A 25,596-nucleotide genomic window follows, 5' to 3' on the forward strand; every position below is an offset into this window, starting at 1 on the left:
ATCAGGTCGGACTGCTGTCCAGGCTGTTGAGCATGGCGGTGTGCACAACCTCGTCGAGCGCGCCGTCCACCATGGAATGGTCAGACACCAGGCGCATGGCGTTGGTGACAATCAGGTTTTCCAGCGACGGCCGCGTCATGGACTGGGTCTGGCCTTGCGCTCCGGTAAACAGGTACATGGTGCGCTGCGGGCTGATCCAGCTAAGCTGACTGCGCTGCCACACCCCTTTGATGGCAATTTCCACCCAGGCACCCACCGTTAAAGTCTCCAGCGTCAGTGCAGGCACCGCTTGCGCGGCCTGACTCACCATTGGAATAACAGAGTCCAGCAGCGGCCCTCTCACCTGAGAGGGCTGTAGCACAAGCGGCTTGCCCGTGTCGTCGTCAGCCATGTCCATGAAGCCCGACGCTTTGGCTTCTTCCGGCGCCAACCAGAGCTTGTGGTGGTTGCCCAGCAGTTTGGCCGTGGCTGTTTGCAGGCTCGACGCCGGCACCTCGGAAGCAGGCCGGAAAGCCTGCTGGTGCAGCTTCATGAGGGCATCGAAAAACAGACTGGTTTTCACCGAAGGGTAATCAATCAGGCTCAAGCCCTCGCGCAACTTTGACAAGAGCTTGGACACCAACTTGGTCAGCTTGCCAAGGTCTTGCCGGGTCAATTCGGGCTGAGCACTCCATAACAGCAGCTTGACCAGACCCTTGTAGCCGCCGGGGTCTTCCGCATGCTCGGTGTTGTTGAGTTCCGCGGCCGCCATGACCTGACACCAGGGACCGCACAGGAAGTCCACCACGGGTGCGGGCACGCGCTGCATGTCGGGGATCTGCGCCATGGCAGCACAGATTTTCTCGGCGAGCAGATTGCGCTCCTCGGCACGGTTGAGAACGCGCATGGCCTGCTGCACCGTCTGCTGCGACTGAACCAGTTGCTCCGACCACATGTTGCTGAGGTTGTACAGCGCCAGGTCAAAAGGCTCGGCACTGTCAATGTGAATCCGCGACAAGGGATTCACATAGCGGTGCAGTGAGCGTATGAACAGCGCGCATTCGGGGCTGTCTGCCGAACCAAAAGCCAAGCCACGCTCGGTAATTTCCTGCAACAGGCGCCGCGCCGGGTGCTGCTTGTTGTTGAAGAAGCGCACATCCACCAGCACCAGGCGCAACAGGGCTGGCTCCAGGTTTTCAATGACGTCCCGAATGCCCTTGACCAAGCGGGTGTCGTTGATCAGGTTGTCGATCATCTGCACCATCACTTCAAAGCTGAGCACTTGCGCCGGGCTTTGACAACTTTTGCGCAATTTTTCACGAGCGGATTCCGGCTTGTGGGCTTTGTCCATCAAGCTCGGCTGTGACAGTCGGGCGATCACATCGTCCGCCTGGTTCATGTTTTGCAGGGCCTCGAAGGCCGCGGGCACGGTTGACGCAAAGTCGGTGGTCGGCTCCTCCAGCGCAGGGGTTGGTGCCATTTCTGCCGGCCCCGAATTCCAGTCCAGTTCACCCGAGAACTGGGTAACGGCTTCATCGGGCGCAACATTCTGCTGCGGCGCTGCCTGGGTGGCCAGTAACTGGCGCAGTCGGTCGAGCGTCAGCACGCTGGTGGCCTTGGCTACGTCACCACCGCTGCGTTGCAACTGTGCAGGGCCTGCGCTGCGGCCTGGCGGCCGAAGCGGCGGTGAAGTGACCGTGGAAGTCCGCAATGGCTCCACGCCGTAGGACTTGATTCTTTGCCCCAGTGCCGCGTAGGAGGCGCCAAGGGCCACACCCAGCGGTACCGCCAGGTGTCTCATCCAGCTGATGCGCACCTGCACCGGGAGTTCCGCGTGCACCAGCATTTCCTGCAACAGGCTCAAATAAATTTGTGGACGCAAAGGATTGCGGTCGGGTTTGACATGGCTCAGACCCTGCAATGAACTCATGAAGGCGCTAAGTTCGTTCAATGAGGGTCGTGCCCCGCCCTGAACCGTCTGCAACACCCGGGCCAGTTCAACCCGCTCCTGCACTTCACTCTCATCCATGCGTTCCAGCTGACTATGGCTCAACTCACCCATGGCCAGCTCGCCAAACTGGGAACTGACAATCTGTTTGTCCTGAAATGCCTGACGCAGCAAGGCGGGAAACCCGGCACACATCAGCGGTGCGTTTTCATCAAGCAGCTTGACGCACAGGCCAAGCTGGGCGCGCTCAACGGGCCCGGGCGCCCGGTTGAAATCCTGCTCAAGCGATCCACGGGCTGCCAGAAAAACCTGGCGCAACAGCGCCTCTCCGTCGCGGGCTGACTGCCCTAGTGCAGCACGAAACAGTGTGAGGTACTGCTCGGATCGGTTGGCTGGATTCACTTCGTTACTCGCTACTTGGTCGGTTAACGCAAAGCTTTGAAACGCATGCGGTGCGGTCGCGCGCCCTCCTCGCCCAGACGTTTTTTCTTGTCCGCTTCATATTCCTGGTAGTTGCCGTCAAAGAAGCACCACTGGCTGTCGCCTTCGCAGGCCAGGATGTGGGTGGCGATACGGTCCAGAAACCAGCGGTCATGGCTGATCACCATGACCGAGCCGGCGAATTCCAGCAGGGCGTCTTCGAGGGCACGCAAGGTTTCCACATCAAGGTCGTTGGATGGCTCGTCGAGCATCAGCACGTTGCCACCGGCAATCAGCGTTTTGGCCAGGTGCAGGCGCCCGCGCTCGCCGCCCGAGAGCGTGCCGACCCGCTTTTGCTGGTCAGCACCATTAAAGTTGAAGCGCCCGCAATAGGCGCGGCTGGCCATCTGGAATTTGCCGATGTTGAGCATGTCCAGCCCGCCAGACACGTCTTCCCAGACGGTCTTGTCGTTGCTCAGATCGTCACGACTTTGGTCGACAAAGGCCATCTTGACGGTTTGGCCGATCTTGACTTCGCCGGAATCTGGCTTCTCGCGTCCGGCAATCATCTTGAACAGGGTGGATTTACCGGCGCCGTTGGGGCCGATGATGCCAACAATGGCGCCCGGTGGCACCTTGAAGCTCAGGTTGTCGATCAGCACACGGTCGCCAAAGGACTTCGTGACATTGACAAACTCAACCACTTCCTGACCCAGGCGATCCGCCACCGGGATGAAGATTTCATTGGTCTCGTTGCGCTTCTGGTATTCGAAGTCGGACAGTTCCTCGAAGCGGGCCAGGCGGGCCTTGCTCTTGGCCTGGCGCGCCTTGGGGTTCTGGCGCGACCATTCCAGTTCTTTCTTCAAGGCCTTGGCGCGGGAATCTTCGCCCTTTTGCTCCTGCTCCAGACGCGCCTGCTTCTGCTCCATCCACGAGCTGTAATTGCCCTTGTACGGAATGCCGTTGCCGCGATCGAGCTCCAGAATCCATTCGGCGGCATTGTCCAGAAAGTAACGGTCGTGGGTGATGGCGACCACGGTGCCGCTGTAGCGCTGCAAGAACTGCTCAAGCCAGTCGACCGATTCGGCGTCGAGGTGGTTGGTGGGCTCGTCGAGCAGCAGCATGTCGGGGTGCTCGAGCAGCAGGCGGCACAGCGCCACGCGGCGCTTCTCACCGCCTGACAACACGCCCACAAGGGCGTCCCATGGCGGCAGGCGCAGCGCGTCGGCGGCAATTTCGAGCTGGTGCTCGGAGTCGGTTCCCGAGGTCGCGATGATGGCCTCGAGTTCGGCTTGTTCGGCGGCGAGTTTGTCAAAATCTGCGTCTTCTTCACCATAGGCGATATAGACTTCTTCCAGGCGGGCCTTGGCATTCAACACCTTGCCCATGGCTTCTTCCACGGTTTCGCGCACTGTTTTATCGGGGTCAAGCTGGGGTTCCTGCGGCAAGTAGCCGATGTTCAGGCCCGGCATCGGGATGGCCTCGCCCTCAATTTCCTTGTCGAGTCCCGCCATGATGCGCAGCAGGGTCGACTTGCCCGAACCGTTGGTGCCGAGCACGCCAATCTTGGCGCCAGGGAAGAAACTGAGAGAAATGTCTTTCAGAATGTGCCGCTTTGGCGGCACGATCTTGCCGACGCGGTTCATTGAAAATACGTATTGAGCCATGGGTCTATTGCGTTCACAGAAAGGATAAAAGCTGCATTATCGGCGCACTCAGGCAGGCAGCCTGCCATGCCTTATTTTGCCGCGGTTTCCCCGGGTCTTTCGCGCATTCAGGGGTAAATTACAGGCAAAAACAGACGCTCGCCAGAGCATGCGACAATACGCCTGCTTGCGGGGCTTCAGTTGCCTGCAAGACCGGCACCTTGCCGGGAGCCCAGGTCCTGCACCGCGGCTCCACTTTTGATCCCATCTGCCTTTGACTGAACTGGCGCGACGAGCGACAGAACAGGCCGATGCCCTAGCGCCCTGGATGGGGTGCACCTCTAAATGAAATTTGAAGAATTAAATCTGGCTCCGGCCATCATCAAGGCCGTGCTTGAGCAAGGCTACGAAACTCCCACGCCGATTCAGGCACAGGCCATTCCGGTCGTGCTTGAGGGTCACGACCTGTTGGGTGGCGCGCAAACCGGTACCGGCAAAACGGCTGCCTTTGTGCTGCCCATGCTCAACAAGCTCAGCACCGAGGAAGCCCCTCGCAGCAAATTCGGCGGTGTGGCCGTGCGGGCCCTGGTGCTCACACCCACCCGCGAACTGGCCGCCCAAGTGGAAGAGTCGGTGCAAACCTACGGCAAGTACTTGGAACTGACCTCGGTCGCCATTTTCGGCGGTGTCGGCATGAATCCGCAGATCAGCCGTCTGAAAAAAGGCGTGGACATCCTGGTGGCCACCCCCGGGCGCCTGCTCGACCTCATGCAGCAAGGCATGGTCGACCTGAGCCAGGTGCAAATGCTGGTGCTCGACGAAGCTGACCGCATGCTCGACATGGGCTTTATCCATGACGTGAAAAAAGTGCTGGCCGCCGTGCCCAAGGCCAAACAGAGCCTGCTGTTCTCGGCCACCTTCAGCGATGAAATCCGCGAGCTGGCAGCCACGCTGCTGAAAGACCCGCAAAGTGTGCAGGTCACGCCGCGCAATACCACCGTGCAACGCATCACGCAATTGATTCACCCGGTCGGTCGTGGCAAGAAAAAAGCGCTGTTGGCCCACATCATCCAGGAAAAAAACTGGAGCCAGGTGCTGGTATTCACCCGCACCAAGTTTGGCGCCAACAACGTCGCCGAGTTCCTGGAAAAAAATGGCATCACCGCCATGGCGCTGCACGGCAACAAAAGCCAGTCGGCGCGCACCCAGGCGCTGGCCGGCTTCAAGAGCGGTGAGATGCGCGCGTTGGTGGCCACCGACATTGCCGCCCGTGGCATCGACATCGACGACCTGCCGCATGTGGTGAACTACGACATTCCCAACGTCACCGAAGACTACGTGCACCGCATCGGCCGCACCGGCCGCGCAGGTTCTGATGGCATGGCCGTCAACCTGGTGAGCCTGGACGAAGAAGGCTTCATGCAAGCCATTGAGCGTTACACCAAGCAGGACATCCCGGTGCAAATCATTGCTGAGTTCATGCCCGAGCCTGGTGAACAGGCCGAACCCATTGCCATGGGACGCCAGACCATCTGGGGTGGTGCCGGCAAGCCCCCGAGCCGTGACGTGATGCAAGCGGCTGCGAAAGCGGCCCGCACTGAAATGCTCACCCGTGTGCGCGAGAGCAAAGGGCCGGGCGCAGCGCGCGGCGGCAACAGCGGCGGTGGCCGGGGGCCGGCCCCGGGTGGTCGCGGCGGCAGCCGTGGCGGCCGCGGCAACACCGCTGGCGCCGGTGCCGGCTTTGCTGGTGAAGCGCGCAAAGCCAATGACGGCAACTATGGCAGCACCGGCGGCGGCCGCGAGGCCGAGCCACGCAGCCACCTGAGTGCAGCCGAGCAGGCGGCGCGCGGTCCGGGTCAACGCCAGGCCCGCGGTTATGGCGGCGGCAATGGTGGTGGCTACGGTGGCCCGGTCGATGCCGGTGCCGGAGCCTCGCGTTCAGGTGCAGGCGGACAGCCTGACCCGATGCGCACCAGCGTTGACATGATGACCGATCGCGGTCCACGTCGCGGTGGTTTTGGCGGCGGCAACAACCGCAACACCGGTGGCGGTGGCGGTGGTTTTGGTGGCGGCGGTGGCCGGCCGGGTGGCGGTGCGGGTCGCCCGGGCGGCAATCGCCCGCGCAATGCCAGTGGCACCCGCGGTCAGTCCGGCCGCTGAATTTTCGGCGTTGCTTAGCCGCGCACAAACAGGGTTTGCAGGGGCTCCGGCCCCACTTGGCGACTCCAGTGACCATGGCGCTGCGCATCAAAAGCTTCGCCTGCTGGCAGCAAGTCGGCCGAGTAGAAATGCTCGCCCGGTGTGAAAACGCGCGAGCTGCCGTCCTGCAAACCAATTTCCATCTGCCCCGCCAAGATGAAAACCCATTGCGGGTCGGTGGTGCAATGGAAAGTGCTGCGAAAGCCCACCGGGCTATAACGCAACTGGTAACCCCCCGAGGGCATCAGGGCCGACAAAGCCGACTGCGGCGAGCCCTGGTCGAGATGCAGCGTTTCTTCTTTGAAGCGCGCAACTCCGTCGGTGTCGGTGAATAAAATGATTTTGTTGAACTGGGTCATGTTGACTCCGTGATGAACTTGTGGCCGTGATTATTGCCTGCCCGGCCAAGGCACAAACCACTTGAAAGAACCCAAACCATGCGACTGCTGCACACCATGCTGCGCGTTGGCAACCTGCAACGTTCGATTGATTTTTACACCCAGGTACTGGGCATGACGCTGCTGCGCACCTCCGAGAATCCGGCGTACAAGTACACGCTGGCCTTTGTTGGTTATGGCAGCAACCCGGAACACGCCGAACTGGAGCTCACCTACAACTGGGGTGTGGACCACTACGAGTTGGGCACCGCGTACGGCCATATTGCGCTGGCGGTGCCCGATGCCGCAGCCGCCTGCGCCAAAATCAAGGCTGCTGGCGGCAAGGTCACGCGTGAAGCCGGTCCGGTCCAGGGCGGCAACACCGTGATTGCCTTTGTCACCGACCCGGACGGCTACAAGGTCGAACTGATCGAACAAGCGCAGTCCGCTTGAGCGACTTGCAAAAGCCTGAAACCTTGCGGGTCAGACCACTCGCGCAGCGACGTGCTCTGACCCCAACTAGTCAGCGCGCCAGATTTCTGAGATGGGCCGTTTCGGCCGCAAGGCGGGTGACGCGCCCCCAGTCGCCCTGCTCGGCCGTGCTGGCGGGTACCAGCCAGGAGCCGCCCACACACACCACGTTCTTCAGGGCCAGGAAGTCGGGCGCGTTTTGCAGCGTGACGCCGCCGGTGGGGCAAAACCTGACATCAAAGAATGGTCCGCCCCAGGCCTTGAGCATGGCCACGCCACCGGCCTGCACTGCCGGGAAAAACTTCAATTCGGTGAAACCGTCCTCGCAGGCGGCCATGATCTCGCTGCCGGTCGCCACGCCCGGCAACAGCGCCAAGCCCAGGTCACGGCAGGCCTGTCCCACAGTGCTGGTGTAGCCCGGGCTGACGGCAAAACGCGCGCCGGCATTGGCAGCGGCTTGCGCATCGGCGCGGCTGCGCACGGTACCGGCGCCGACCACGGCCTCAGGCACTTCGCGGGCAATGGCCTCGATGCAGGCCAGCGCCTGCGGCGTGCGCAGCGTGACTTCAAGCATGCGAATGCCGCCCGCCAACAGGGCGCGCGCCATGGGCACCGCGTGCGCCACGTCGTTGAGCACAATCACCGGAATCACCGGGGCATCTTGCATCACCTGCAAGGCGGTCAAGGGTGTCAGAGTCGTCATAGGAACTTTCAAGAAAACAAATAAGTGTCGTTGCGAGCGCAGCGCGGCAGTCCAGGCTTTTTACTTAAAGCCAGCTGCAGGCGCCCTCCTCGGCGGTCAGGGCGTTGCGGCGCATGCTGGCAAACAGCTCGCGCCCCGTGCCGACGCCGTTGGCAGCGCGCAAAGTTTCGGGCATGGGCAGCACCTCACGGGCAGCCCACTCGGCTTCAGAAACAAGCACCTGCAGCAGACCGGCGTTGGCGTCGAGGCGGATGATATCGCCGTCGCGCACACGGGCCAATGGCCCACCGGCAGCGGCCTCGGGCGACACATGAATGGCGGCCGGCACCTTGCCTGAAGCACCGCTCATGCGGCCGTCAGTGACCAAAGCCACCCGGTAGCCCTTGCCCTGCAACACCGCCAGCGGTGGCGTGAGCTTGTGCAGCTCGGGCATGCCGTTGGCCTGCGGCCCCTGCCAGCGCACCACACAGATCAAATCCTGGTTGAGTTCATCGGCGCCAAAAGCCTGGTGCAAGGCGTCCTGCGAGTCAAAGACGCGGCATGGCGCCTCAATCGCATGGCGGTCATCGGGTACCGCAGAAATCTTGATCACGCTGCGCCCCAAGTTGCCTTGCAGCAGCTTCAGGCCGCCACTGGCACTGAACGGGCTGCTCACAGGCCGTACCACTGTTTCGTCTTGGCTGACGGCTGTCGTGTCCCATTGCAGTCGGCCACCTTCAGCGGCGCGCGGAATGCCGGTGTACTCGCGCAGGCCACCAGCACGGTCGGTCAGCACATCGGCATGCATGAAGCCGCCATCAAGCAATTCGCGGATGATGAAGCCCGGGCCACCGGCTGCCTGAAATTGGTTGACGTCGGCACTGCCATTGGGGTAGACCCGGCTCAGCAGCGGTACCACATCGGACAGTGCCGAGAAATCGTCCCAGTCGATCACGATGCCCGCGGCGCGCGCCACGGCCACCCAGTGGATCAGGTGGTTGGTCGAACCGCCGGTGGCGAGCAAGGCAACCATGGCATTGACGATGCAGCGTTCATCCACCACACGGCCAATCGGCGGGCATTTGAAATCCGCGCTGCCCAGCACGGTACGCAAGGCTTCACGCGTGAGTTCGTCGCGCACGTCCGTGCCAGGGTTGATGAAGGCGGTGCCGGGTACATGCAGGCCCATGGCTTCGAGCAACATCTGGTTGCTGTTGGCCGTGCCATAAAAAGTGCAGGTGCCGGGGCTGTGGTAAGCCGCCGATTCAGCCGCCAGCAGCTCGGCGCGCCCCACCAGGCCTTGGGCAGCCTGCTCGCGCACCTTCGACTTGGCGTTGTTGGACAAGCCCGTGGTCATCGGGCCAGCCGGCACAAACACCGTGGGCAGGTGACCGAACTGCAACGCACCAATCAGCAGGCCCGGCACGATCTTGTCGCACACACCCAGCATCAGCGCCCCGGCAAAGACGTCGTGACTCAACGACACCGCCGTGGCCATGGCGATCACATCGCGGGAAAACAGGCTCAGTTCCATGCCCGCGGTGCCCTGCGTCACGCCGTCGCACATGGCAGGCACGCCCCCAGCTACCTGCGCCGTGGCACCGTGCTTGCGCGCCTCGGCCTTGATCAGATCCGGGTAATGCTGGAACGGTGCGTGGGCCGACAACATGTCATTGAACGCGGTGACGATGCCGATGTTGGGCGCTTTCTCAGTCACCACGCGCAGCTTGTCATTGCCCGGCAACGCAGCAAACGCGTGCGCCACGTTGGCGCAACCTAGCCGCTGGGCACCCGGTGGACGTTGCAACGCGACTTCAAGGCGCGCCAAATAGGCGCTACGGGTGGGCCGGCTGCGCTGGGCAATGCGCTGGGTGATCATGGCCACGGTGTCATGAAGTTTCATGGTTTTTATAAAAGTTGGTAACTAAATTACAACCGCAATGGTACCCGTTAAATGGCGGCCATGACCCGCTCCGGGTTACCAACGGGTTACCAATGTCGCAGCACGCTGCTTTACCCAATCAGCCGGGCATGCGGGATCTGCCTATACTGCTGCCATGACCCACATTGCCGACCTCCGCAAAAGCTACGAACGCGCCGAACTCAACGAAGACGCCTCCCACGCTGATCCCCTGAAACAGTTCGAGCAATGGCTCAAGGAAGCCATCTCGGCCGAAGTGCCCGAACCCAACGCCATGACGCTGGCCACCGTGGCCAGCAACCTGCGGCCCAGCACACGCGTGGTGCTGATCAAGGGCTTTGATGCGCGCGGCATTGTCTGGTACACCAACTATGACAGCCGCAAAGGCCTGGAACTGGCCGGCAACCCGTTTGCCGCCCTGCAATTTCACTGGGTCGAACTGGAACGCGTGGTACGCATCGAGGGCGTGGTGGAAAAAGTGAGTGCCGAGGAAAGCAACACCTACTTTCACAGCCGTCCGCTGGACTCGCGCATCGGTGCCTGGGCCAGCCCGCAAAGCCAGGTGATCTCGGGGCGCGGCGTGCTGATAGCCAATGCAGCCCGCTACGGCGCCCAGTTTTTGCTGAACCCGCCGCGGCCGCCGCACTGGGGCGGTTACCGCCTCAAGCCTGACAACTGGCAGTTCTGGCAGGGGCGAAAAAGCCGCTTGCATGACCGGCTGCAATACCGTCTTGACGCCGCCAGTGCGGCCGGGCAAGGCTGGATCCGCGAGCGCCTGGCGCCTTAAAGCAACCACCCGACCAGCGACATCACCAAGGTGGTGGTGGCCAAGCCCAACACGGTGGACACCGTCATGCTGGCCGTGATCAGGTCTTGAGCGACCTCATAACGCTGGGCAAACATGTACACGTTGGCCCCCATCGGCAGCGACGCCGTGACGATCATCACGGCCAACGGCAAACCGCTTATGCCTGAAACCAGACCCATGACTGCCACCAGGCACGGTAGTGCCAGATTTTTTAGCAGGCTGATCCCCAGTGCGTTTTTCAGGTGCGGCCCCACCTGCACCTGCGTCAGTGTCACACCCACCAGCACCAAAGCGATCGGGCCGAAGGCGCTGCCGAGCAGTTGCAGGGGCTTGTCGACCACCTCGGGAAGAACCAGACCAGTCTGGGCAAACAGCAGACCCACCATGATGGGCAAGGGGACCGGGTGAATGATGCCGTTCTTGACAGCCGCCAGCACAGTGAGCGCCATGGGCCGTTGCCTACCCTGCCCGGCCGCGCGCTCATCGCGGGCGGCCACCAGTTCGAGCACCACGGTGGCCAGCGTCAGCAGTACCAACGCATGGACAGAAATCAGGGTAAAGAGCGTGACCAGACCGGCTTGACCATAGGCCAGACCGATCAACGGAATGCCAATCATCACCGTGTTGCCGAAGGTAACCCCCAGTGCCACGACCGCAGCGCGTCGGCTCCAGCCCTGCCACGCCAGCATGCCGGCAAACAACAGCAGCGCGGCCAGGAAGTACATGGCCACCGGCTTGAAGTTGATCTGCTCCACACGCACCGTGCTCATGGTGCGAAACAGCAGCGCTGGCGTAAGCACCATGAACACCAGGTTGGACAGATCCTTGATGGCCTCGCCCCTGATCCAGCCGGCGCGGCCCGCAATGAAACCGATGGCGATCAGGAAAACGACTGGGACAAGGGCAGAGAAAACCGGGTTGTTCAAGGCAGGCAATCAGGTGGAAAACGCCCGATTGTCCCTGATAGTCGGCCGAAAAAAATGGGGCGCAAAGCCCCAGGTCTGAGTGGCGGCTTGTTATTTGCCAGCGTTCTTGGCGCTTTCTGCCATTTTGGACTTCAACACGCCGTAGGCCAAGCCCAGGCCGACGATGATGACGGCGATCACCACAATGCTCATGATGCCATAGTCGGTAGAAAAAAGGTCTTGCAGCGCTTTCATGGGGTGTCCTTAAAAATTTCGATCATTGGCAAAAAATAACAGCGAACGTACTATGCAATGGCACGGGCGATTCAAATCTGACCTATATCAAATTTCTAGAAAATAAGTCTACCCAAATGCGCGGCAGCCAGGTTCACGCCGCAGTGTTGTGGGTCTGAGCCGCCGTGGCACAGTCGGCGCAGACTCCGCGCACAGCCAGGTCCAGGCTCAGACCCTGGTAGCCCAGCACCTTGAGCGCCTGCAAGGCATTTTGCGCCGCCACTTCCAGGTCGAGCGCATTGCCCTGCAGCGCCCCTTGCAAGGGCTGGTCGCGGTGACAACTCTGGCACTCGAAATGCGGCAGGGCGTGCACGCTGGCGGGCATGGCCTGGTAACGCCGCACCCGATGCACATCGACCCGGCACAACAGCAGGCCCACTTGCGTCAGGCGGTCAATCAGGCGGTACAGCGTGACACGGTCGAGTGCGCTGCCAACCTCACCCGGCCCATCTGCCACCGGATCATGTTGCAAGGCACTTTGCAGTTGGGCGTGGGTGTAACTGGTGTCCGGATGCGCCAGCAGCCAGCCCAACACCCGCCGCGCAGCACCAGTGCGGCGCAAGCCGTGGGCTGACAGCAGGGCATCGATCGGGTCGACAGGCAGTGAAGAAGGCGCGGCAGGCATGGGTATGGGTTTGTTGGCTATGCGTTTTTCAAGGAAAAATTTATTGCAATTGAGTTGCGATAAACTCTAGTGCAATTCAGTTGCATTATTACCGAAATTCACTTTTTTATCGTTTCATGAATACATCGCCACCACCCAGTCGAAGCGTCGACGCTGCCCCTGTGGGGTCGACGTCAGTCGACCATGGCGGACACCACCACCATCACCCTGTCGCCAAACGCGCCCGGCGCTTGAGCGTGCTGGCCTGGCCGGCCTGGCGCCGGATCGCGGCGGTGCTGCCATTGGTGCTGGCGCTTTGGCTGGCGGCGGGATGGGCCAATATGGGGGCGAACCCATGGTAAAGATTGACAACCTGACGGTGAGCTACCGCCAGCACCCGGCCCTGCACCACATCAGCGGCCAGTTTGCCACCGGCTCCCTGAGCGCCATCATTGGCCCCAATGGCTCGGGCAAAAGCACGCTGCTCAAGAGCATCATGGGGCTACTCAAGCTTTCGGGCGGACGCGTGCAGGTGGACACGCCGTGCGAGCGCATCGCCTACCTGCCGCAAATGACCGAGATCGACCGCAGCTTTCCCATGCCGGTGCGCGACTGTGTGCTGCTGGGCTGCTGGAGCGTCCTGGGCGCATGGGGCGGTGTCAGCGCCGACCTGCTGGCACGGGCCGATGCCGCCATTCACCAGGTCGGACTCGAGGGCTTTGAGGAACGCACGGTGGGCTCGCTGTCGAGCGGCCAGTTTCAGCGCGTGCTATTTGCCCGTTTGCTGGTTCAGGACGCTGATTTGATCTTGCTCGATGAACCCTTCAACGCGATGGACTCGCGCACCACGGCTGCACTGCTGGACCTCATCAAACTGTGGCACGACGAGGGCCGCACCGTGATTGCCGTGCTGCACGACGACGCGCAGGTCAGCGCCCACTTTGGCCAGACGGTGCTGCTGGCACGCGAACTGGTAGCCTGGGGCGACACCGCAGCAGTGCTGACCGACACCAACCTGCGGCGCGCCCGCACCCTGGCCGAAGCCTGGGACGATAGCGCCGACATTTGCCACACCGACGAGGCCACTGCATGATGGCGCTGTGGGACTGGGTGGTCGGCCCGTTTGCCGAGTTTGCCTTCATGCGCCGCGCGCTGGTGGCCACGTTGGCACTGGCCGTGAGCGCGGCCCCGCTGGGCGTCTTTTTGACGCTGCGGCGCATGAGCCTGCTGGGCGACGCCATCAGCCACGCGGTGTTGCCCGGTGTCGCCATCAGCTTCATGTTTTTTGGCCTGTCGCTGACCGCCATGGCCGCCGGTGGCGTGATCTCAGGGCTCCTGGCGGCCGGCCTGGCCGGCTTCATCAGCCGCTTCACCACCCTGAAGGAAGATGCCAGCCTGGCCGCCATTTACCTGGTGGCGCTGGCGCTGGGGGTGACGCTGTTGTCGCGCCAGGGCACCCAGCTTGACCTGCTGCACATTTTATTTGGCAGTGCGCTGGGGGTGGATGGCGCCGGGCTGCTGCTGGTGGTGAGCGTGGCCAGTGTCAGTCTGATCGCCCTGGCGGCGCTGTACCGCGGCCTGGTGCTGGAGAGTTTTGACCCGGTGTTTCTGGCCGCTGCCGCCGGGCGCGGTTGGGGCCGCCGCAGCTGGATCTGGCAGCAGGCGTTTTTGATGCTGGTGGTGATCAACCTGGTGGCCGGTTTCCAGACCCTGGGCACCCTGATGGCCGTGGGCCTGATGATGCTGCCTGCGGTATCTGCCCGGCTCTGGCACGACACCCTGAGCGCACAGTTGGTCAACGCCAGTGGTCAAGCGGCTTTGGCGGGCAGTTGTGGGCTGTTGCTGTCCTACCACCTCGACACCCCAAGCGGGCCCACCATCATCGGCTGTGCCGGCGTGCTGTATGGCATGTCCCTGGCCGTGGCGCCCGGCGGCTGGCTGCCCCAAGTCCTCAAGCGCCCACACCGGGTGGGTTGAATTTCATGAAGCGCACTATGCTTAAATTTCTCGCCCTGTCAACACTCTCCCTGAGTGGCTTGCTCCCTTTGCCGACCGTGGCCGCCGAGCCGATTCCCGTGGTCGCCTCCTTCAGCATCCTGGGAGACCTGGTGCGGGTGGTGGGCGGCGAACGGGTGCAAGTCACGACCCTGGTCGGGCCCGATGCCGATGCCCACAGCTTCGAGCCCAAACCCGCCGACGCCCGCGCCGTTCTGAAAGCGCGCCTGTTTGTCATCAACGGACTCAACTTTGAACCCTGGGCCGAAAAACTGGCCAAATCGGCCGCTTACCAAGGCGCCACGGTGGTGGCCTCGCGCGGCGTCAAGCCGCTGCAGAGGGAGGAAGCCGGCCATGGCCACGGCCACGGCCATCAGGATGCCGATCCGCACGCCTGGCAAAACCCCCAGAATGTGGTGCTGTATGTTCAGAACATCGCGGCCGGCTTGGCCAAATTGGACCCGGCGGGTGCCAGCAGTTACCAGACCAATGCGGCGCGTTATGCGGCACTGTTGAAAGACTTCGATGCCCAAGCCAGGGCGCAATTTGCCGCTGTGCCCGAAGCCAAACGCAAAGTCATCACCTCACACGATGCCTTTGGCTACTTTGCGGCGCATTACCAGATCAAGTTTTTGGCCCCGGAAGGCGTCAACGCCGACGCCACACCCAGCGCCAAGCATGTGGCCGGTCTGATCCGCCAGATAAAGCGCGAAAAAATCAAAGCGGTTTTTGTTGAAAACATGAGCAACCCCAAGCTGATCGCGCAACTCAGCAAGGACGCAGACGCCACGCTGGGGGGCACGCTGTACTCCGATGCGCTCTCCGGCCCGAACGAACCAGGCTCAAGCTACCTCAAGATGATGCAGCACAACGTGACGCAACTGCTGGCCGGCATGCGCCTGAATTAGGCGACGGGCGGCGGCGCCGCCGGCGCCATCGCGTCCCAAGCCGCCAAAGCCTCGGCCACCAGCATCAGGCCGGGGCCGCCGCCCATGTAGACACAGACCGCCAACGCCTCTTCGAGTTCGCCGCGGGTACAACCCAGCCGGTGCAAGGCCTTGACGTGAAACGCAATGCAGCCAGCGCAGTGCTGCGTGATACCGATGGCCAGCGCAATCAGCTCCTTGTGCTTGGCGCTCACCAGTCCCTCGGCCATCGAGGCCTTGGCCAATTGCGCAAACCCCTGCATGGCGTCGCCTTGCGACTTACGAAACGGCCCCAGGTTCTCATTGATGTTTTTCATCAGGCCAATCGAATCAAACGTGCTCATAAAGCTCCTTGCTTTTAAAAATCAGCCGAATTTGGCAAATAACTTGCTGTACGGGCCTTTCAGCTTGCCAGTGGCTTCCTTGATGGCTGCCAGGTCCTGATTCAACAGGGCCGCCTCCAAGTTCACCACCGACTGGCCCACGGCCTTGAGAAGTCCGGCGAACTCGACGTTTTGCTTCAGTTCGGCCGTGGCCTGCGCTTCAAGCTGTTTGGCCAGATAACTCAGGGCGCCCGCCTGCGCGGTCAACAGCAGCATGCCTTTAGGCTGGGCCAGCGTCTCGTTGCCATGCATCATGATGACTTCCATCTGGCTGTGGTAGGCGTTCATGTGGTCGCTGAACACGACCACATTGTTGCGCTGGCGCATGTCGGCCATGATGTCGCGCACCCGCTCCAGCGTGTTGTGGGCGTCGCCGAGTTGTCCGGCGCTGACTTCTTTCAGGGCCTGTTCGTAGACCTTGCTGGCTTGCGTCACGGAGGCGGCAAAAGCCGGGTCGCGGTCGTAGGGTGCGGCCGGTTTGGCACCCACCTGGCTACTCAGTTTGTTCCAGGCCTGCTGCGCCTGCACCAGCGCCTGCTGTGCCTCTTCCTGCGATTTGCCGTTGGTCTTGTACAAGGCCATGCGGTACGGCGCGTTGGCCGCCTGCATGAGGTCGGTCACCGGGTCAGCGGCGTAGGCGAATGCGCCAAAAGACAGGGACAGGACCAAACTGATGGCCTTCAGACTGTGGCTGACTCGTGTTGACATGATGAAAATCCTTGAGGTGTGATGGATGCCCACAGTGTGTGAGCGTCAGGTCAAGCTTACATAAGTGATGTCGAAAGTATTGTAAAGACACACGGCGGCGCGTTAACGCTGCATCAACCAGCGGCAGAAATAACTCAGGCCGTCGACCAGCGCCACCAGTGCCATCATGGCGATCAGCACCGTGCTGGTTTCCATCATCTGGAACAGGCCCATGTGAAAGCCCAGCATCTGCCCCAGGCCGCCGGCGCCCACCACCCCCAGCACGGCGGCGGCGCGGATGTTGTTTTCCCAGCGGTACAGCGTGTAACTCAGCAACTGCGGCACAGCCTGCGGAAAATCGGCATACCAAAACACCTGACTCTTGCGGATGCCGCGCACGCGCAGCGCATCGGCTGGGCCGCTCGGCTGATTCTCGAAACTCTCGGCAAACAGGCGGCCCAGCACACCTGTGGTGTGCAGCGCCAGTGCCAGTGTGCCGGCCAGCGGCCCCAGGCCGGCCGAGATCAGCAGCAGCGCCGCCCACACCAGTTCGGGAATGCTGCGCAGCGCATTGAGCAGCAGCCGGGTGGGCTCGCGCCAGCGCGCCGCATCACCGGCATGGGTTTTGGCGGCAGGCAGGGCCAGCGCCAAACCCGCCACGGCGGCCAGCGCCGTGCCCAGTGCCGACATGGCCAGCGTTTCCAGGCTGGCCCAGAACACTTTGTGCAAAAACGCCGGGGCGGTTTGCGGCACCAGCAGCTCGCTGACAAAACGCCCCATCGAGGCCAGCGCCTCCATCGACAAGAACTTGCCCCATTTCAGATCCAGCGACATGAAACTGGCCAGTACCAAGGCCAGCAGCCCGAGGTTGAGCCAGCAGGCGCGGCAACGCCAGTGCCACAGCGGGGGCGGACGCTTCGGGCTCATGCCAGCGAATTCCGCAGCAGGCCACTGACCCGGTCGGCCAGCCAGACCAGCGCCATGAACACCAGCAGCATGGTGGCGACCTCGCTGCCATTGAACATCTTCATCGAGGCGTCCATCTGCTGCCCCAATCCGCCAGCCCCGACAAAGCCCAGCACGGCCGAGGAGCGAATCGCGCATTCCCAGCGGTAAACCGTGTAGCTTGTGAGTTCGGTCGCACTTTGCGGCAGCAAGCCATAGAAAAAAGCCTGCAGCCGGCCGCTGCCATTGCGCAGCAGGTTTTGCGCGGGCTGCGCGTCGCTGGACTCCAGAATCTCGGCGTAGACCTTGCCCAGCATGCCGGCATAGGTGAGCGCAATCGCCAGCACGCCCGAGGTCGGCCCCAGCCCCACCACGCGCACAAAAATGAGCGCCCAGATCAGCTCGGGCACACTGCGCAGCACCATCAGCAGCCAGCGCACCGCCTGGCGCACCACGGCGGGCACCAGGGCCATGCGGCCCGACAAGGCCGAAATCGACAGCGGCCGCGCCGCGATCAGCGCCAGCGGAATGGCCCAGCCCAGCGCCAGCACGATGCCCGCCGTGGCGATGGCCACGGTGCGCCAGGTTTCGCGCGCCACCAGCAGCAAAAATTCGGGCTCGAGCTTGGGCGGAAAAAAGTCCCCCAAAAAGCCCAGCGTGGGGCGCAGGCTCTCGGGGCTCAACAGGGTCCAGGGTTTGAACTCGGCCAGCACCAGCAGCGGCCAGGCCACCACGGCCGTGGCCAGCAGCGCGAACAGCCGGCCGATCCAGGCCGGGTCGCGCCGCGTGGCAGGCGGGGATGACAGGGTTGGCATCTCAACGGCAGGTCAGCGTCACGGCCGGTGTGCTGGCCAGAGACAGGTCAGGCAACGGTGGCACCCCAGTCAGTTCGTCCAGGTGGCGTGCATACAGATCGGTCAGACGCTCGGGGGTGACCTCAACGGTTGGCAGGTCAAACACCACCTCGCCGTCGCGCAGTCCCACGATGCGCGGGAAGTGCTGCAGCGCCATATCGACATGATGCAAGGTAGCGACCAGGGTGGCCTGCTGCTCACGCGCCACCGCGGTGATCGACGCACAGGCCTGGCGCGCGCGCTCGGGGTCCAGCGCCGACAGCGGCTCATCCACCAGCAGCAGGCGCGCATGAGCCACCGCCAGCCGCGCCAAGCCCACACGCTGGCGCTCACCACCCGAGAGCCGGTCGACCCGCTCGAACAATTTGTCGGCCAAATCGAACCGCGCCAGCGCGGTTTCGGCCAGGTCGATGTGACGCGGGTAGAGCAAATTGCCCAGGCTTTGCCACAAGCCCATACCCGGCAGCAGGCCGGCCAACACCGCGGTGATGACCCGCTGCCGGGCCGGTAACGGTGGCACCTGCGGCGCCAGGCACAGTTGGCCGCGCAGGCGCTGCAGGTCTGCCGTGCGCAGCGCCCAGGGGTCACGCCCATCGAGCAGCAACTGGCCGCGGGTGGGTTTGAGGGCGCAGGCCATCAGGTGCAGCAGCGTGGTTTTGCCCGCCCCCGACGGCCCGATGATGGCCATCTGCTCGCCTTGCGCCAGCGCCAGGTCAATCGCCTTGAGCGCCGGGGCAACTGTTGCTTGCGCTGACGGATGCTGCGCCGAGCAGGCTTGCAGGGCTATTTGCATGGCAAAAAACCGCCGATTATTTGAGCAAACCAGCGCTGCGCGCCGCCGCTTCAATGCCCTTGTAATTGGCGGCCTGGGTCGGAATAAAACGGCTGGCGCGTTGCAGGTCCAGTAAGGCCTTGCCTTCGGGGGTACTGCTGTTCAGGTCGAGAAAGGCACGGGTGATTTTGTCTTTCAAGGCGGGCGGCATGTCGGCATGCACGGTCCAGTTGTAATCAAAATAAGCCGGGGTGGTGTAGAACACCCGCACCTTGCTGGTGTCGACTTTTTTGTCAGCGACAAACTTGTCCCAGACCGACACGTTCAAGGCACCGGCATCCACTTTGCCTGCCGCCACCGCCGCGATGGTTGCGTCGTGGGCGCCCGAGAACGCCACACGTTTGAGGTCGGTGTCGGGGTTGATCTTGGCGTCCAGCAAGTAGTTGCGCGGCATCAGGTGGCCAGAGGTGCTGGAGGCCGAGCCAAAACTGAGTGTTTTGCCTTTCAGGTCGGACAGCGCCAAGATGCCCGGCTGCGAGGTGATGAACACCGATTTGAAGTTTGCGTCTTCGGCACGTTGCACCAACGGAGTCACCTTGCCGCCGGAGCGCACGTTGGCCTGGACAAAGGTGAAACCGCCAAACCAGGCCATGTCGACCTGCTTGTTGACCAGCGTTTCCACGGCGGCGGCGTAGTCGGACACCGGGGTAAATTCCACCGTCATGCCGAGTTTTTGCGACAGGTAAGCCACCAGCGGTGCGGCTTTGCGCGCCAGTTCGGTGGGTGATTCATCCGGGATGGCGGTGATCTTGAAGACGGACTGGGCCAACGTCTGGCTGGCAAAACCCAGAACGGTGCAGGCCAGCAAGGCGCGCACGGCAAAGCGACGTGAAGTCATGAGCATGTAGAGCTTTCTTGTGTGTAAGGTAAAGAGGTTGACGCATGTCAAGGTGCGCCAAAGCCGGGGGCAATGGTAATCAGAAATGCAATTTGCTGCCGTGGGCGCTACGATAAGGTCCCAGCCAACCGCACCGCCCCATGAAAACGCCTGTATTTGTCCAACTGCATCACGACAGTGCCGAGCACATCCGCCAGGAGCTGCTACAGGGCCTGACGGTCAACCCGCAGCCCGGCGGTGCCACGGTGTCACCGAAATTTTTGTACGACGCGCTGGGGTCGCGCCTGTTCGAAGCCATCACCGAGCTGCCCGAGTATTACCCGACCCGCACCGAGGCGGCCATTTTTGCCACCCATGCCCAGGCCATGGCCCGGGTGGTGCCGCCAGGAGCCACGCTGATTGACCTGGGCGCAGGCAACTGTGGCAAGGCCGCAGGCCTTTTTGGCGTGCTGGCCCCCAGCCGTTATGTGGCGGTTGACATCTCGGTCGATTTTCTGCGCGCCACCCTGGACAAGCTGCAACGCCAGCACCCGGCGCTGGACCTGGTCGGTGTCGGGCTCGATTTTTCGCACACGCTGGATTTGCCGCCTGAGGCGGGCGAACCCGGTGCCGGCCCGCGGCTGCTGTTTTACCCGGGCTCGAGCATTGGCAATTTCACCCCCCGGCAGGCCCTGGTGTTTTTGCGCCAGGTGCGCGCGGCGTGTGGCCCGATGGTCGGCAGCGGGCTGCTGATCGGCGTTGATCTGGTCAAGGACGCAGCCGAACTGGAAGCCGCCTACGACGATGCCCTGGGCGTCACGGCCGCCTTCAACCGCAACCTCATCTACAACCTGAACCGGCTGGTGGGCACCGACCTGCGGCTGGCCGACTGGGCGCACCTGGCCTTGTTCAACCGCCTGGAATCGCGCATCGAAATGCACTTGGTGGCGCAAAGCGACTTGACGGTGCGGTGGCCGGGTGGCCAGCGCGCCTTCAGCCGGGGCGAGCGCATCCATACCGAGAACTCCTACAAGTGGACCGTGGCCGGCTTTTCGCAGTTGTTGCGCGAGGCCGGCTTTGCCGAACCGCTGGTGTGGACCGATGCGCCCACCGCGGAGGCGGGCCGCTTCGCCGTGATGTGGGCGCGCGCCTGAATCATGAATTTTTATCCTGCGCAGCTTCTGAACCCGGCATGAAGGTCGTTGCGTTCAGGCGTGAAGTAATTGCGGTAACGCGGGTGCGCCATGCGTTTGGATGTGGCCCGGCTGGCACCGCGCAGCACCGGGCGGTCGCCAAACCAGGGGGCCGAATAGTCACGGTAGGGGTGCGCCACAAAACCGGGGTAAGCATTGAAGGTGCTGGCGGTCCACTCCCAGACCTCGCCCCAGACAAAACCAGGCTGGGTCATGGCAGCCTGTTCCCACTGCGCCTCGGTGGGCAGCTGGCGGCCAGCCCAGCGGCACCAGGCCTCGGCCTCGAAATAACCCAGGTGGCAGGCCGGCGCGTCGAGGTCCAATGCGTGCCACTGGCCGAAGCGGCATTGTTCCCACACCGATTCGCCCTGGCCCGGGCTGACCTGGCGCAGATAGCGTGGACCCGCCAAAGCCCCGGCGCCCTGCCCGGCCTGCAACCACTGCCAACCGGCCTCCAGCCACCATTGCGCGTCGGCATAAGCGCCCTGTTCCACAAACGGCAGATAACGCCGCCACGACACCGGCCGGTTGTCGATGGCATAGGCACCAAGCGGCACGCGGTGCGGCGCCAGTTCGTTGTCAAAGGCAAAACCACGGCCCGTGTAGCCCAGCGTCCAGTCACCTGCCGCCAAGTTGAGCGACTGCAGCGACCCGCCAGGTCGTGTTGCGCCCTCGCCCGACAGTGCCGGCGGCAAGCCAATACCCAGTGCCTGCGCCATGTAGACGGCGGCCTCGCCGTGCATGTCTTCGTGGAACAGCGCCAGGCGGTAGAAATAGAGCGCGGCATCGTCTGTGGCCTCATCCGCCAACAGCGCCAGGGTCTGCTCCAGCGTGGCCTGCAGATAAGCCCGGGTGGCGTGCAAATCGGGCAGGGGCAAAGACCAGCGGCTGTCGTGCGCCACCACACTGGAGTTGTACAGCGCATCAGATTGCGGCAACAGCGCGGGCGGGCGCGCCGCCTGCGGGTCGGCCACCATCCCCAACCGGCGCTGCGGGTTGCGCGCCAGCCAGAATTCCTGAAACCAGCCGATGTGCCCTACCTCCCACAGCGGCGGGTTGAGTTGTGGGCTGCACGGCACAGTCAGCAGCGGCCCGAGCGCGGCCTCGTAAGCCTCCAGCAGGGCCAGCGTGTGCGCGCGGCTGGCGCGCAGGTGCTGCGCCAGCGCTGGCGCGTCGGCCGCGCGTGCCGCCTGGGCGGGTTGCCAGCTGGACTGGGTTGGAATCGACTCGGGGAGCATGGCTGATGGCCTCCATCAAGAAACAGGTGGTGATTGTGAGCCCGGCGCTGGCCGATGCCAACAACGGCAATTGGCAAACCGCCCGGCGCTGGCAAAAGTTCCTGCAAACTCCCACTGCCGGCCATCCCGGTTTCCAGGCACGCATCGTGACCCAATGGCCCGACGGCCCGGCCGCCGCACAGGACAGCGCCATGATCGCCCTGCACGCGCGGCGCTCGGCGGCCTCTGTCAAGGCCTGGGCACAAAGCCGGGGGCGTGGCGCTGCCCTGCAACCCGTGCCCGGCCTGGCCGTGGTGCTGACCGGCACCGACCTGTACCGCGACATCCAGACCGATGCGCAGGCCCAGCAGTCGCTGCAGTGGGCGCAGCGCCTGGTGGTGTTGCAGGCCCTGGGCCTCGCCGCCTTGCCGCCATCGCTGCAATTCCGTACCGACGTGATTTTTCAGTCGACGTCGGCGCGCCAGCGCCTGCCAAAATCAGCGCGTTTTATCAAGGCGGTGATGGTGGGCCACCTGCGCGATGAAAAGTCGCCACAGACCCTGTTTGCCGCCGCCCGGCTGCTCAAGCCCCACGAGGCCATTCACATCGACCACATTGGCGCACCACTGGACGCCGTGCTGGCTTTGCAGGCGCAAGCCACGGCTGCCACCTGCCCGGGCTACCGTTGGCTGGGCGCCTTGCCACACGAGGCCACGCGCCGGCGCATCCAGCGCGCCCATGTGCTGGTGCACACCAGCCGCATGGAAGGTGGCGCGCATGTGGTGATGGAGGCGGTGCGCGCCGGCACGCCGGTGCTGGCCTCGCGCATCGATGGCAATGTCGGCATGCTGGGGAGTGATTACGCGGGTTATTTTGACTGGGACCATGCGGAACAGCTGGTCGATTTGCTGCGGCGCTGCCACGTTGAGCCCGCTTTTTACGCCCATCTGCAGGCCCAGTGCGTCGTGCGTGCGCCGCTGTTTGCGCCCGAGACCGAACGGCGGGCGCTACAGCAGCTGGTGACTCAACTCTCGGCAGCGCCGCCCCGCGTTTGAAGCCTGCCCGCTCTCTTTGATTGTTCTTAAGATTTTTTCCTGATGCAACACCCCAATCAACCCATTGCCAGAGACATCGTGCTGATCGGCGGCGGCCACAGCCATGTGGGCGTGCTCAAGCGTTTTGGCATGTTGCCTGAGCCCGGCGTGCGCCTGACCGTGATCTGCACCGATGTGCACACGCCCTACTCCGGCATGTTGCCGGGTTATGTGGCGGGCCACTACAGTTATGACGAGGTGCACATCGACCTGGCGCGCTTGGCCGTGTTTGCCGGCGCCCGGCTCTACCGCGACGAGGTGGTGGGCATTGACCGTGTCAATAAAAAAGTGCTGTGCCGCCATCGCCCGCCGGTGCCTTACGACGGTTTGTCGATCAACATTGGTTCCACGCCGCGCCTGAGCGGTGTCGCCGGTGCCGATGCCTTCAGCACCCCGGTCAAACCCATCACCCGCTTCAACCAGCGCTGGCTGGCGCTGCTGGCCAAAGTGCAGGACCACACCCAGGGCGTTTTGCGCATCGCCGTGGTCGGTGCCGGGGCCGGCGGGGTCGAGCTGCTGTTGTCGATGCAGTACCGCCTGCGCCACGAACTGCGCACTCGCGGGCGCGACCCCGAGCTGCTGCAATTTCATCTGCTCACAGCAACGGACAGCATTCTGCCGACCCACAACGCCCGTGTGCGCCGCAAGTTCGCCAGCGTCTTGGCTGAGCGGGGTGTGCAGGTGCACCTGAACGCCGAGGTGACCCTTGTTGAACCTGGTCGACTGAGTTGTGCCAGCGGCCTGGTGGTCGAAGCCGACGAGACCATGTGGGTCACGCAGGCGGGCGGCGCACCCTGGCTGCAAGGCACTGGCCTGGCGCTGGATGCCGGTGGCTTTGTGCTGGTGAACGACCAGCTGCAAACCCTCACCGACCCGGCAATTTTTGCCGCCGGTGACATTGCCGCCATGCAGAATTACCCGCTGGAAAAGGCCGGTGTGTTTGCCGTGCGCATGGGCCGGCCGCTGGCCGACAACCTGCGCCTGAGCATGCAGGGGCGCGCGCTGCAAGCCTACCGCCCGCAATCCAGCTGGCTGGCCCTGATCAGCACCGGTAACCGATTTGCCGTGGCCTCGCGCGGCGCCCTGGGCTTTTGGGGCGACTGGGTCTGGCGCTGGAAAGACTGGATCGACCAGGGTTTCATGCGCAATTTTTCGGAATTCCCCGACATGCAAGCCAAGGCGGCTGCACCAGCGCGCAGCACGCCGTCGCAATTGGCGCTGAACCCGGACGAAGCCCTGCAAGCCATTTCGGCCATCGCCATGCGATGCGGCGGCTGCGGCGCCAAGGTGGGGGCCACGGTGTTGTCGCGGGCGCTGGCGTCATTACAAGTGGTACAGCGCGACGATGTGCTCATCGGCCTCAAAGACCCCGACGACGCCGCCATAGTGCGTGTGCCGCCCGGTATGGCGCTGGTGCATTCGGTCGACTTTTTCCGCGCCTTCATTGACGACCCCTACCTGTTTGGCAAGGTCGCGGCCAACCACGCGCTGGGTGACATTTTTGCCATGGGCGCCGAGCCGCAATCGGCCACGGCCATCGCCACCGTGCCGCCGGGGCTGGAGGCCAAGGTGGAAGACCTGCTGTTTCAGATGATGAGCGGTGCGGTCGAGGTACTCAACGACGCCGGCTGCGCGCTGGTGGGCGGCCACACCGGCGAAGGCGCCGAGCTGGCGCTGGGTTTTGCCATCAACGGGTTGGTCGACGAGCAGCTGGTGGGTGTGACGCGCAAGGGTGGCATGCGACCCGGCGACGTGCTGATTTTGACCAAGCCGATTGGCACCGGCACGCTGTTTGCCGCGCACGCCCGGCTGGCCGCCAAGGGCCGCTGGATCGACGCCGCGTTGCAGTCCATGGTGCTGTCCAACCTGCAGGGCGCCCAATGCCTGCGTGACTTCGGCGCCACTGCCTGCACCGACCTGACCGGCTTTGGCCTGCTGGGCCATCTGGTGGAAATGACCCGGGCCTCGGCAGTGGATGCCGAGCTGGTGTTATCCAACCTGCCGCTGCTGGACGGCGCACTCGACACCGTGGCGGCGGGCATTGTGAGTTCGCTGCAACCGGCCAATGTGCGCCTGCGCCGTGCCCTGCGCAACCAGGAGGCATTTGCCAACGACCCTCGTTACCCACTGCTGTTTGACCCGCAAACTGCCGGTGGTCTGCTGGCCAGCGTACCGGCTGACCGGGCTGATGCTTGTGTGGCTGCGTTGAAGGCGGTGGGGTATGCGCAGACGGCGGTGATTGGGCGCATTTTGGTTCAGAGTGAGGCGTTGGAGCCGGTGGTGTTGCTGCCCTGACTTGTCAGGTTCTGCTGATTAATTAGTTTTTCAAAGCCTTGTTCGCGGTAACCCGCGCAGTGCAGAACAACTCGACCCCATGCTTCACAACGCGATAACGAAGC

Annotated in this window: 24 protein-coding genes; 9 read left to right on the forward strand and 15 right to left on the reverse strand. The window is 63.2% G+C overall.

Annotated elements, in window-relative coordinates; all coding sequences use genetic code 11:
• Position 1 precedes the first annotated feature (1 nt).
• Complete coding sequence (locus Q7U49_RS08445) at positions 2-2,329, reverse strand: DUF1631 family protein (RefSeq protein WP_304763746.1); 2,328 nt, start codon at positions 2,327-2,329, stop codon at positions 2-4.
• A gap of 23 nt (positions 2,330-2,352) precedes the next feature.
• Positions 2,353-4,014: an energy-dependent translational throttle protein EttA gene (ettA, locus tag Q7U49_RS08450; RefSeq protein ID WP_304763747.1), complete on the reverse strand. Its 1,662-nt coding sequence runs from the start codon at positions 4,012-4,014 to the stop codon at positions 2,353-2,355.
• 324 nt (positions 4,015-4,338) lie between these two features.
• On the opposite strand from ettA, the gene Q7U49_RS08455 reads away from it, so the two are divergent.
• The gene (locus Q7U49_RS08455; RefSeq protein ID WP_304763748.1) at positions 4,339-6,153 is read left to right on the forward strand and encodes a DEAD/DEAH box helicase; all 1,815 of its coding nucleotides are present in this window, start codon (positions 4,339-4,341) and stop codon (positions 6,151-6,153) included.
• 14 nt (positions 6,154-6,167) lie between these two features.
• Here Q7U49_RS08455 and Q7U49_RS08460 read toward each other — a convergent pair whose 3' ends face one another.
• Positions 6,168-6,551: a hypothetical protein gene (locus Q7U49_RS08460; RefSeq protein WP_304763749.1), complete on the reverse strand. Its 384-nt coding sequence runs from the start codon at positions 6,549-6,551 to the stop codon at positions 6,168-6,170.
• 78 nt (positions 6,552-6,629) lie between these two features.
• Here Q7U49_RS08460 and gloA point away from each other — a divergent pair, with 78 nt between their 5' ends.
• Positions 6,630-7,022: a lactoylglutathione lyase gene (gene gloA / locus Q7U49_RS08465; RefSeq protein WP_304763750.1), complete on the forward strand. Its 393-nt coding sequence runs from the start codon at positions 6,630-6,632 to the stop codon at positions 7,020-7,022.
• A gap of 70 nt (positions 7,023-7,092) precedes the next feature.
• Here gloA and eda read toward each other — a convergent pair whose 3' ends face one another.
• Together eda and edd are read right to left on the reverse strand one after the other, a co-directional pair.
• A complete protein-coding gene (gene eda / locus Q7U49_RS08470) occupies positions 7,093-7,743 on the reverse strand; it encodes a bifunctional 4-hydroxy-2-oxoglutarate aldolase/2-dehydro-3-deoxy-phosphogluconate aldolase (protein ID WP_304763751.1) in 651 nt (216 codons plus the stop codon).
• Between the two features lie 64 nt (positions 7,744-7,807).
• The gene (gene edd, locus Q7U49_RS08475; protein WP_304763752.1) at positions 7,808-9,625 is read right to left on the reverse strand and encodes a phosphogluconate dehydratase; all 1,818 of its coding nucleotides are present in this window, start codon (positions 9,623-9,625) and stop codon (positions 7,808-7,810) included.
• Between the two features lie 154 nt (positions 9,626-9,779).
• Between edd and pdxH the strand changes: the two genes are divergently transcribed.
• Positions 9,780-10,430, forward strand: a complete 651-nt coding sequence (gene pdxH / locus Q7U49_RS08480; RefSeq protein ID WP_304763753.1) for a pyridoxamine 5'-phosphate oxidase — start codon at positions 9,780-9,782, stop codon at positions 10,428-10,430.
• Here pdxH and Q7U49_RS08485 read toward each other — a convergent pair.
• The 3 genes from Q7U49_RS08485 to Q7U49_RS08495 form a co-directional block, all read right to left on the reverse strand.
• On the reverse strand, positions 10,427-11,377 hold the full coding sequence (locus tag Q7U49_RS08485) for an AEC family transporter (protein WP_304763754.1): 951 nt from the start codon (positions 11,375-11,377) through the stop codon (positions 10,427-10,429). The genes pdxH and Q7U49_RS08485 overlap by 4 nt on opposite strands.
• Positions 11,378-11,467: 90 nt before the next feature.
• The gene (locus Q7U49_RS08490) at positions 11,468-11,611 is read right to left on the reverse strand and encodes a DUF3149 domain-containing protein (RefSeq protein ID WP_304763755.1); all 144 of its coding nucleotides are present in this window, start codon (positions 11,609-11,611) and stop codon (positions 11,468-11,470) included.
• A gap of 133 nt (positions 11,612-11,744) precedes the next feature.
• Entirely contained in the window at positions 11,745-12,275 is a 531-nt protein-coding gene (locus Q7U49_RS08495; RefSeq protein WP_304763756.1) for a Fur family transcriptional regulator, read from the reverse strand.
• 334 nt (positions 12,276-12,609) lie between these two features.
• Here Q7U49_RS08495 and Q7U49_RS08500 point away from each other — a divergent pair, with 334 nt between their 5' ends.
• The 3 genes from Q7U49_RS08500 to Q7U49_RS08510 are packed head-to-tail and all read left to right on the forward strand — an operon-like array spanning position 12,610 to position 15,157.
• Positions 12,610-13,347 (forward strand): metal ABC transporter ATP-binding protein, encoded by a 738-nt coding sequence (locus tag Q7U49_RS08500; RefSeq protein WP_304763757.1) that lies wholly within the window; start codon positions 12,610-12,612, stop codon positions 13,345-13,347.
• Positions 13,344-14,231 (forward strand): metal ABC transporter permease, encoded by an 888-nt coding sequence (locus tag Q7U49_RS08505; RefSeq protein ID WP_304763758.1) that lies wholly within the window; start codon positions 13,344-13,346, stop codon positions 14,229-14,231. The genes Q7U49_RS08500 and Q7U49_RS08505 overlap by 4 nt, the downstream gene beginning before the upstream one ends.
• 17 nt (positions 14,232-14,248) lie before the next feature.
• Entirely contained in the window at positions 14,249-15,157 is a 909-nt protein-coding gene (locus Q7U49_RS08510; RefSeq protein ID WP_304763759.1) for a metal ABC transporter substrate-binding protein, read from the forward strand.
• On the opposite strand, the gene Q7U49_RS08515 is transcribed toward Q7U49_RS08510, so the two are convergent.
• The 6 genes from Q7U49_RS08515 to Q7U49_RS08540 form a co-directional block, all read right to left on the reverse strand.
• Positions 15,154-15,519 carry a carboxymuconolactone decarboxylase family protein gene (locus Q7U49_RS08515; RefSeq protein ID WP_304763760.1) on the reverse strand — a complete coding sequence of 122 codons (366 nt, stop codon included), beginning with the start codon at positions 15,517-15,519 and terminating at the stop codon, positions 15,154-15,156. The genes Q7U49_RS08510 and Q7U49_RS08515 overlap by 4 nt on opposite strands.
• A gap of 21 nt (positions 15,520-15,540) precedes the next feature.
• The gene (locus Q7U49_RS08520; protein WP_304763761.1) at positions 15,541-16,266 is read right to left on the reverse strand and encodes a hypothetical protein; all 726 of its coding nucleotides are present in this window, start codon (positions 16,264-16,266) and stop codon (positions 15,541-15,543) included.
• Positions 16,267-16,368: 102 nt separating this feature from the next.
• Complete coding sequence (gene phnE / locus Q7U49_RS08525) at positions 16,369-17,172, reverse strand: phosphonate ABC transporter, permease protein PhnE (RefSeq protein WP_304763762.1); 804 nt, start codon at positions 17,170-17,172, stop codon at positions 16,369-16,371.
• Positions 17,169-18,005, reverse strand: coding sequence for an ABC transporter permease (locus Q7U49_RS08530; RefSeq protein WP_304763763.1), 837 nt, complete (start codon positions 18,003-18,005; stop codon positions 17,169-17,171). Before Q7U49_RS08530 ends, phnE begins: the two co-directional genes overlap by 4 nt.
• A 1-nt stretch (position 18,006) precedes the next feature.
• Positions 18,007-18,837 carry a phosphonate ABC transporter ATP-binding protein gene (locus Q7U49_RS08535; RefSeq protein WP_304763765.1) on the reverse strand — a complete coding sequence of 277 codons (831 nt, stop codon included), beginning with the start codon at positions 18,835-18,837 and terminating at the stop codon, positions 18,007-18,009.
• A gap of 16 nt (positions 18,838-18,853) precedes the next feature.
• A complete protein-coding gene (locus Q7U49_RS08540; protein WP_304763766.1) occupies positions 18,854-19,714 on the reverse strand; it encodes a putative selenate ABC transporter substrate-binding protein in 861 nt (286 codons plus the stop codon).
• 140 nt (positions 19,715-19,854) lie between these two features.
• Here Q7U49_RS08540 and egtD point away from each other — a divergent pair, with 140 nt between their 5' ends.
• Positions 19,855-20,847, forward strand: a complete 993-nt coding sequence (gene egtD, locus Q7U49_RS08545; RefSeq protein ID WP_304763767.1) for an L-histidine N(alpha)-methyltransferase — start codon at positions 19,855-19,857, stop codon at positions 20,845-20,847.
• Between the two features lie 11 nt (positions 20,848-20,858).
• Here egtD and senA read toward each other — a convergent pair whose 3' ends face one another.
• Positions 20,859-22,124 (reverse strand): selenoneine synthase SenA, encoded by a 1,266-nt coding sequence (gene senA, locus Q7U49_RS08550; RefSeq protein ID WP_304763768.1) that lies wholly within the window; start codon positions 22,122-22,124, stop codon positions 20,859-20,861.
• Positions 22,125-22,129: 5 nt separating this feature from the next.
• Between senA and senB the strand changes: the two genes are divergently transcribed.
• Positions 22,130-23,158, forward strand: a complete 1,029-nt coding sequence (gene senB / locus Q7U49_RS08555) for a selenoneine biosynthesis selenosugar synthase SenB (RefSeq protein WP_304763769.1) — start codon at positions 22,130-22,132, stop codon at positions 23,156-23,158.
• Between the two features lie 42 nt (positions 23,159-23,200).
• Positions 23,201-25,492 (forward strand): selenide, water dikinase SelD, encoded by a 2,292-nt coding sequence (gene selD / locus Q7U49_RS08560; protein ID WP_304763771.1) that lies wholly within the window; start codon positions 23,201-23,203, stop codon positions 25,490-25,492.
• The last annotated feature ends 104 nt before the right edge of the window (positions 25,493-25,596 follow it).

Origin of the sequence: Rhodoferax sp. (assembly GCF_030653815.1) — a bacterium.
GTDB lineage: Bacteria > Pseudomonadota > Gammaproteobacteria > Burkholderiales > Burkholderiaceae_C > Rhodoferax.

Coding starts and splice junctions, on each gene's coding strand:
- Q7U49_RS08505 (WP_304763758.1), top strand. CDS start 13,344: ATGATGGCGCTGTGGGACTGGGTGGTCGGCCCGTTTGCCGAGTTTGCC.
- selD (WP_304763771.1), top strand. CDS start 23,201: ATGCAACACCCCAATCAACCCATTGCCAGAGACATCGTGCTGATCGGC.
- Q7U49_RS08455 (WP_304763748.1), top strand. CDS start 4,339: ATGAAATTTGAAGAATTAAATCTGGCTCCGGCCATCATCAAGGCCGTG.
- gloA (WP_304763750.1), top strand. CDS start 6,630: ATGCGACTGCTGCACACCATGCTGCGCGTTGGCAACCTGCAACGTTCG.
- phnE (WP_304763762.1), bottom strand. CDS start 17,172: ATGAGCCCGAAGCGTCCGCCCCCGCTGTGGCACTGGCGTTGCCGCGCC.
- Q7U49_RS08520 (WP_304763761.1), bottom strand. CDS start 16,266: ATGTCAACACGAGTCAGCCACAGTCTGAAGGCCATCAGTTTGGTCCTG.
- senB (WP_304763769.1), top strand. CDS start 22,130: ATGGCCTCCATCAAGAAACAGGTGGTGATTGTGAGCCCGGCGCTGGCC.
- Q7U49_RS08500 (WP_304763757.1), top strand. CDS start 12,610: ATGGTAAAGATTGACAACCTGACGGTGAGCTACCGCCAGCACCCGGCC.
- eda (WP_304763751.1), bottom strand. CDS start 7,743: ATGACGACTCTGACACCCTTGACCGCCTTGCAGGTGATGCAAGATGCC.
- Q7U49_RS08495 (WP_304763756.1), bottom strand. CDS start 12,275: ATGCCTGCCGCGCCTTCTTCACTGCCTGTCGACCCGATCGATGCCCTG.
- edd (WP_304763752.1), bottom strand. CDS start 9,625: ATGAAACTTCATGACACCGTGGCCATGATCACCCAGCGCATTGCCCAG.
- pdxH (WP_304763753.1), top strand. CDS start 9,780: ATGACCCACATTGCCGACCTCCGCAAAAGCTACGAACGCGCCGAACTC.
- senA (WP_304763768.1), bottom strand. CDS start 22,124: ATGCTCCCCGAGTCGATTCCAACCCAGTCCAGCTGGCAACCCGCCCAG.
- Q7U49_RS08515 (WP_304763760.1), bottom strand. CDS start 15,519: ATGAGCACGTTTGATTCGATTGGCCTGATGAAAAACATCAATGAGAAC.
- Q7U49_RS08530 (WP_304763763.1), bottom strand. CDS start 18,005: ATGCCAACCCTGTCATCCCCGCCTGCCACGCGGCGCGACCCGGCCTGG.
- Q7U49_RS08540 (WP_304763766.1), bottom strand. CDS start 19,714: ATGACTTCACGTCGCTTTGCCGTGCGCGCCTTGCTGGCCTGCACCGTT.
- Q7U49_RS08510 (WP_304763759.1), top strand. CDS start 14,249: ATGCTTAAATTTCTCGCCCTGTCAACACTCTCCCTGAGTGGCTTGCTC.
- ettA (WP_304763747.1), bottom strand. CDS start 4,014: ATGGCTCAATACGTATTTTCAATGAACCGCGTCGGCAAGATCGTGCCG.
- egtD (WP_304763767.1), top strand. CDS start 19,855: ATGAAAACGCCTGTATTTGTCCAACTGCATCACGACAGTGCCGAGCAC.
- Q7U49_RS08460 (WP_304763749.1), bottom strand. CDS start 6,551: ATGACCCAGTTCAACAAAATCATTTTATTCACCGACACCGACGGAGTT.
- Q7U49_RS08535 (WP_304763765.1), bottom strand. CDS start 18,837: ATGCAAATAGCCCTGCAAGCCTGCTCGGCGCAGCATCCGTCAGCGCAA.
- Q7U49_RS08490 (WP_304763755.1), bottom strand. CDS start 11,611: ATGAAAGCGCTGCAAGACCTTTTTTCTACCGACTATGGCATCATGAGC.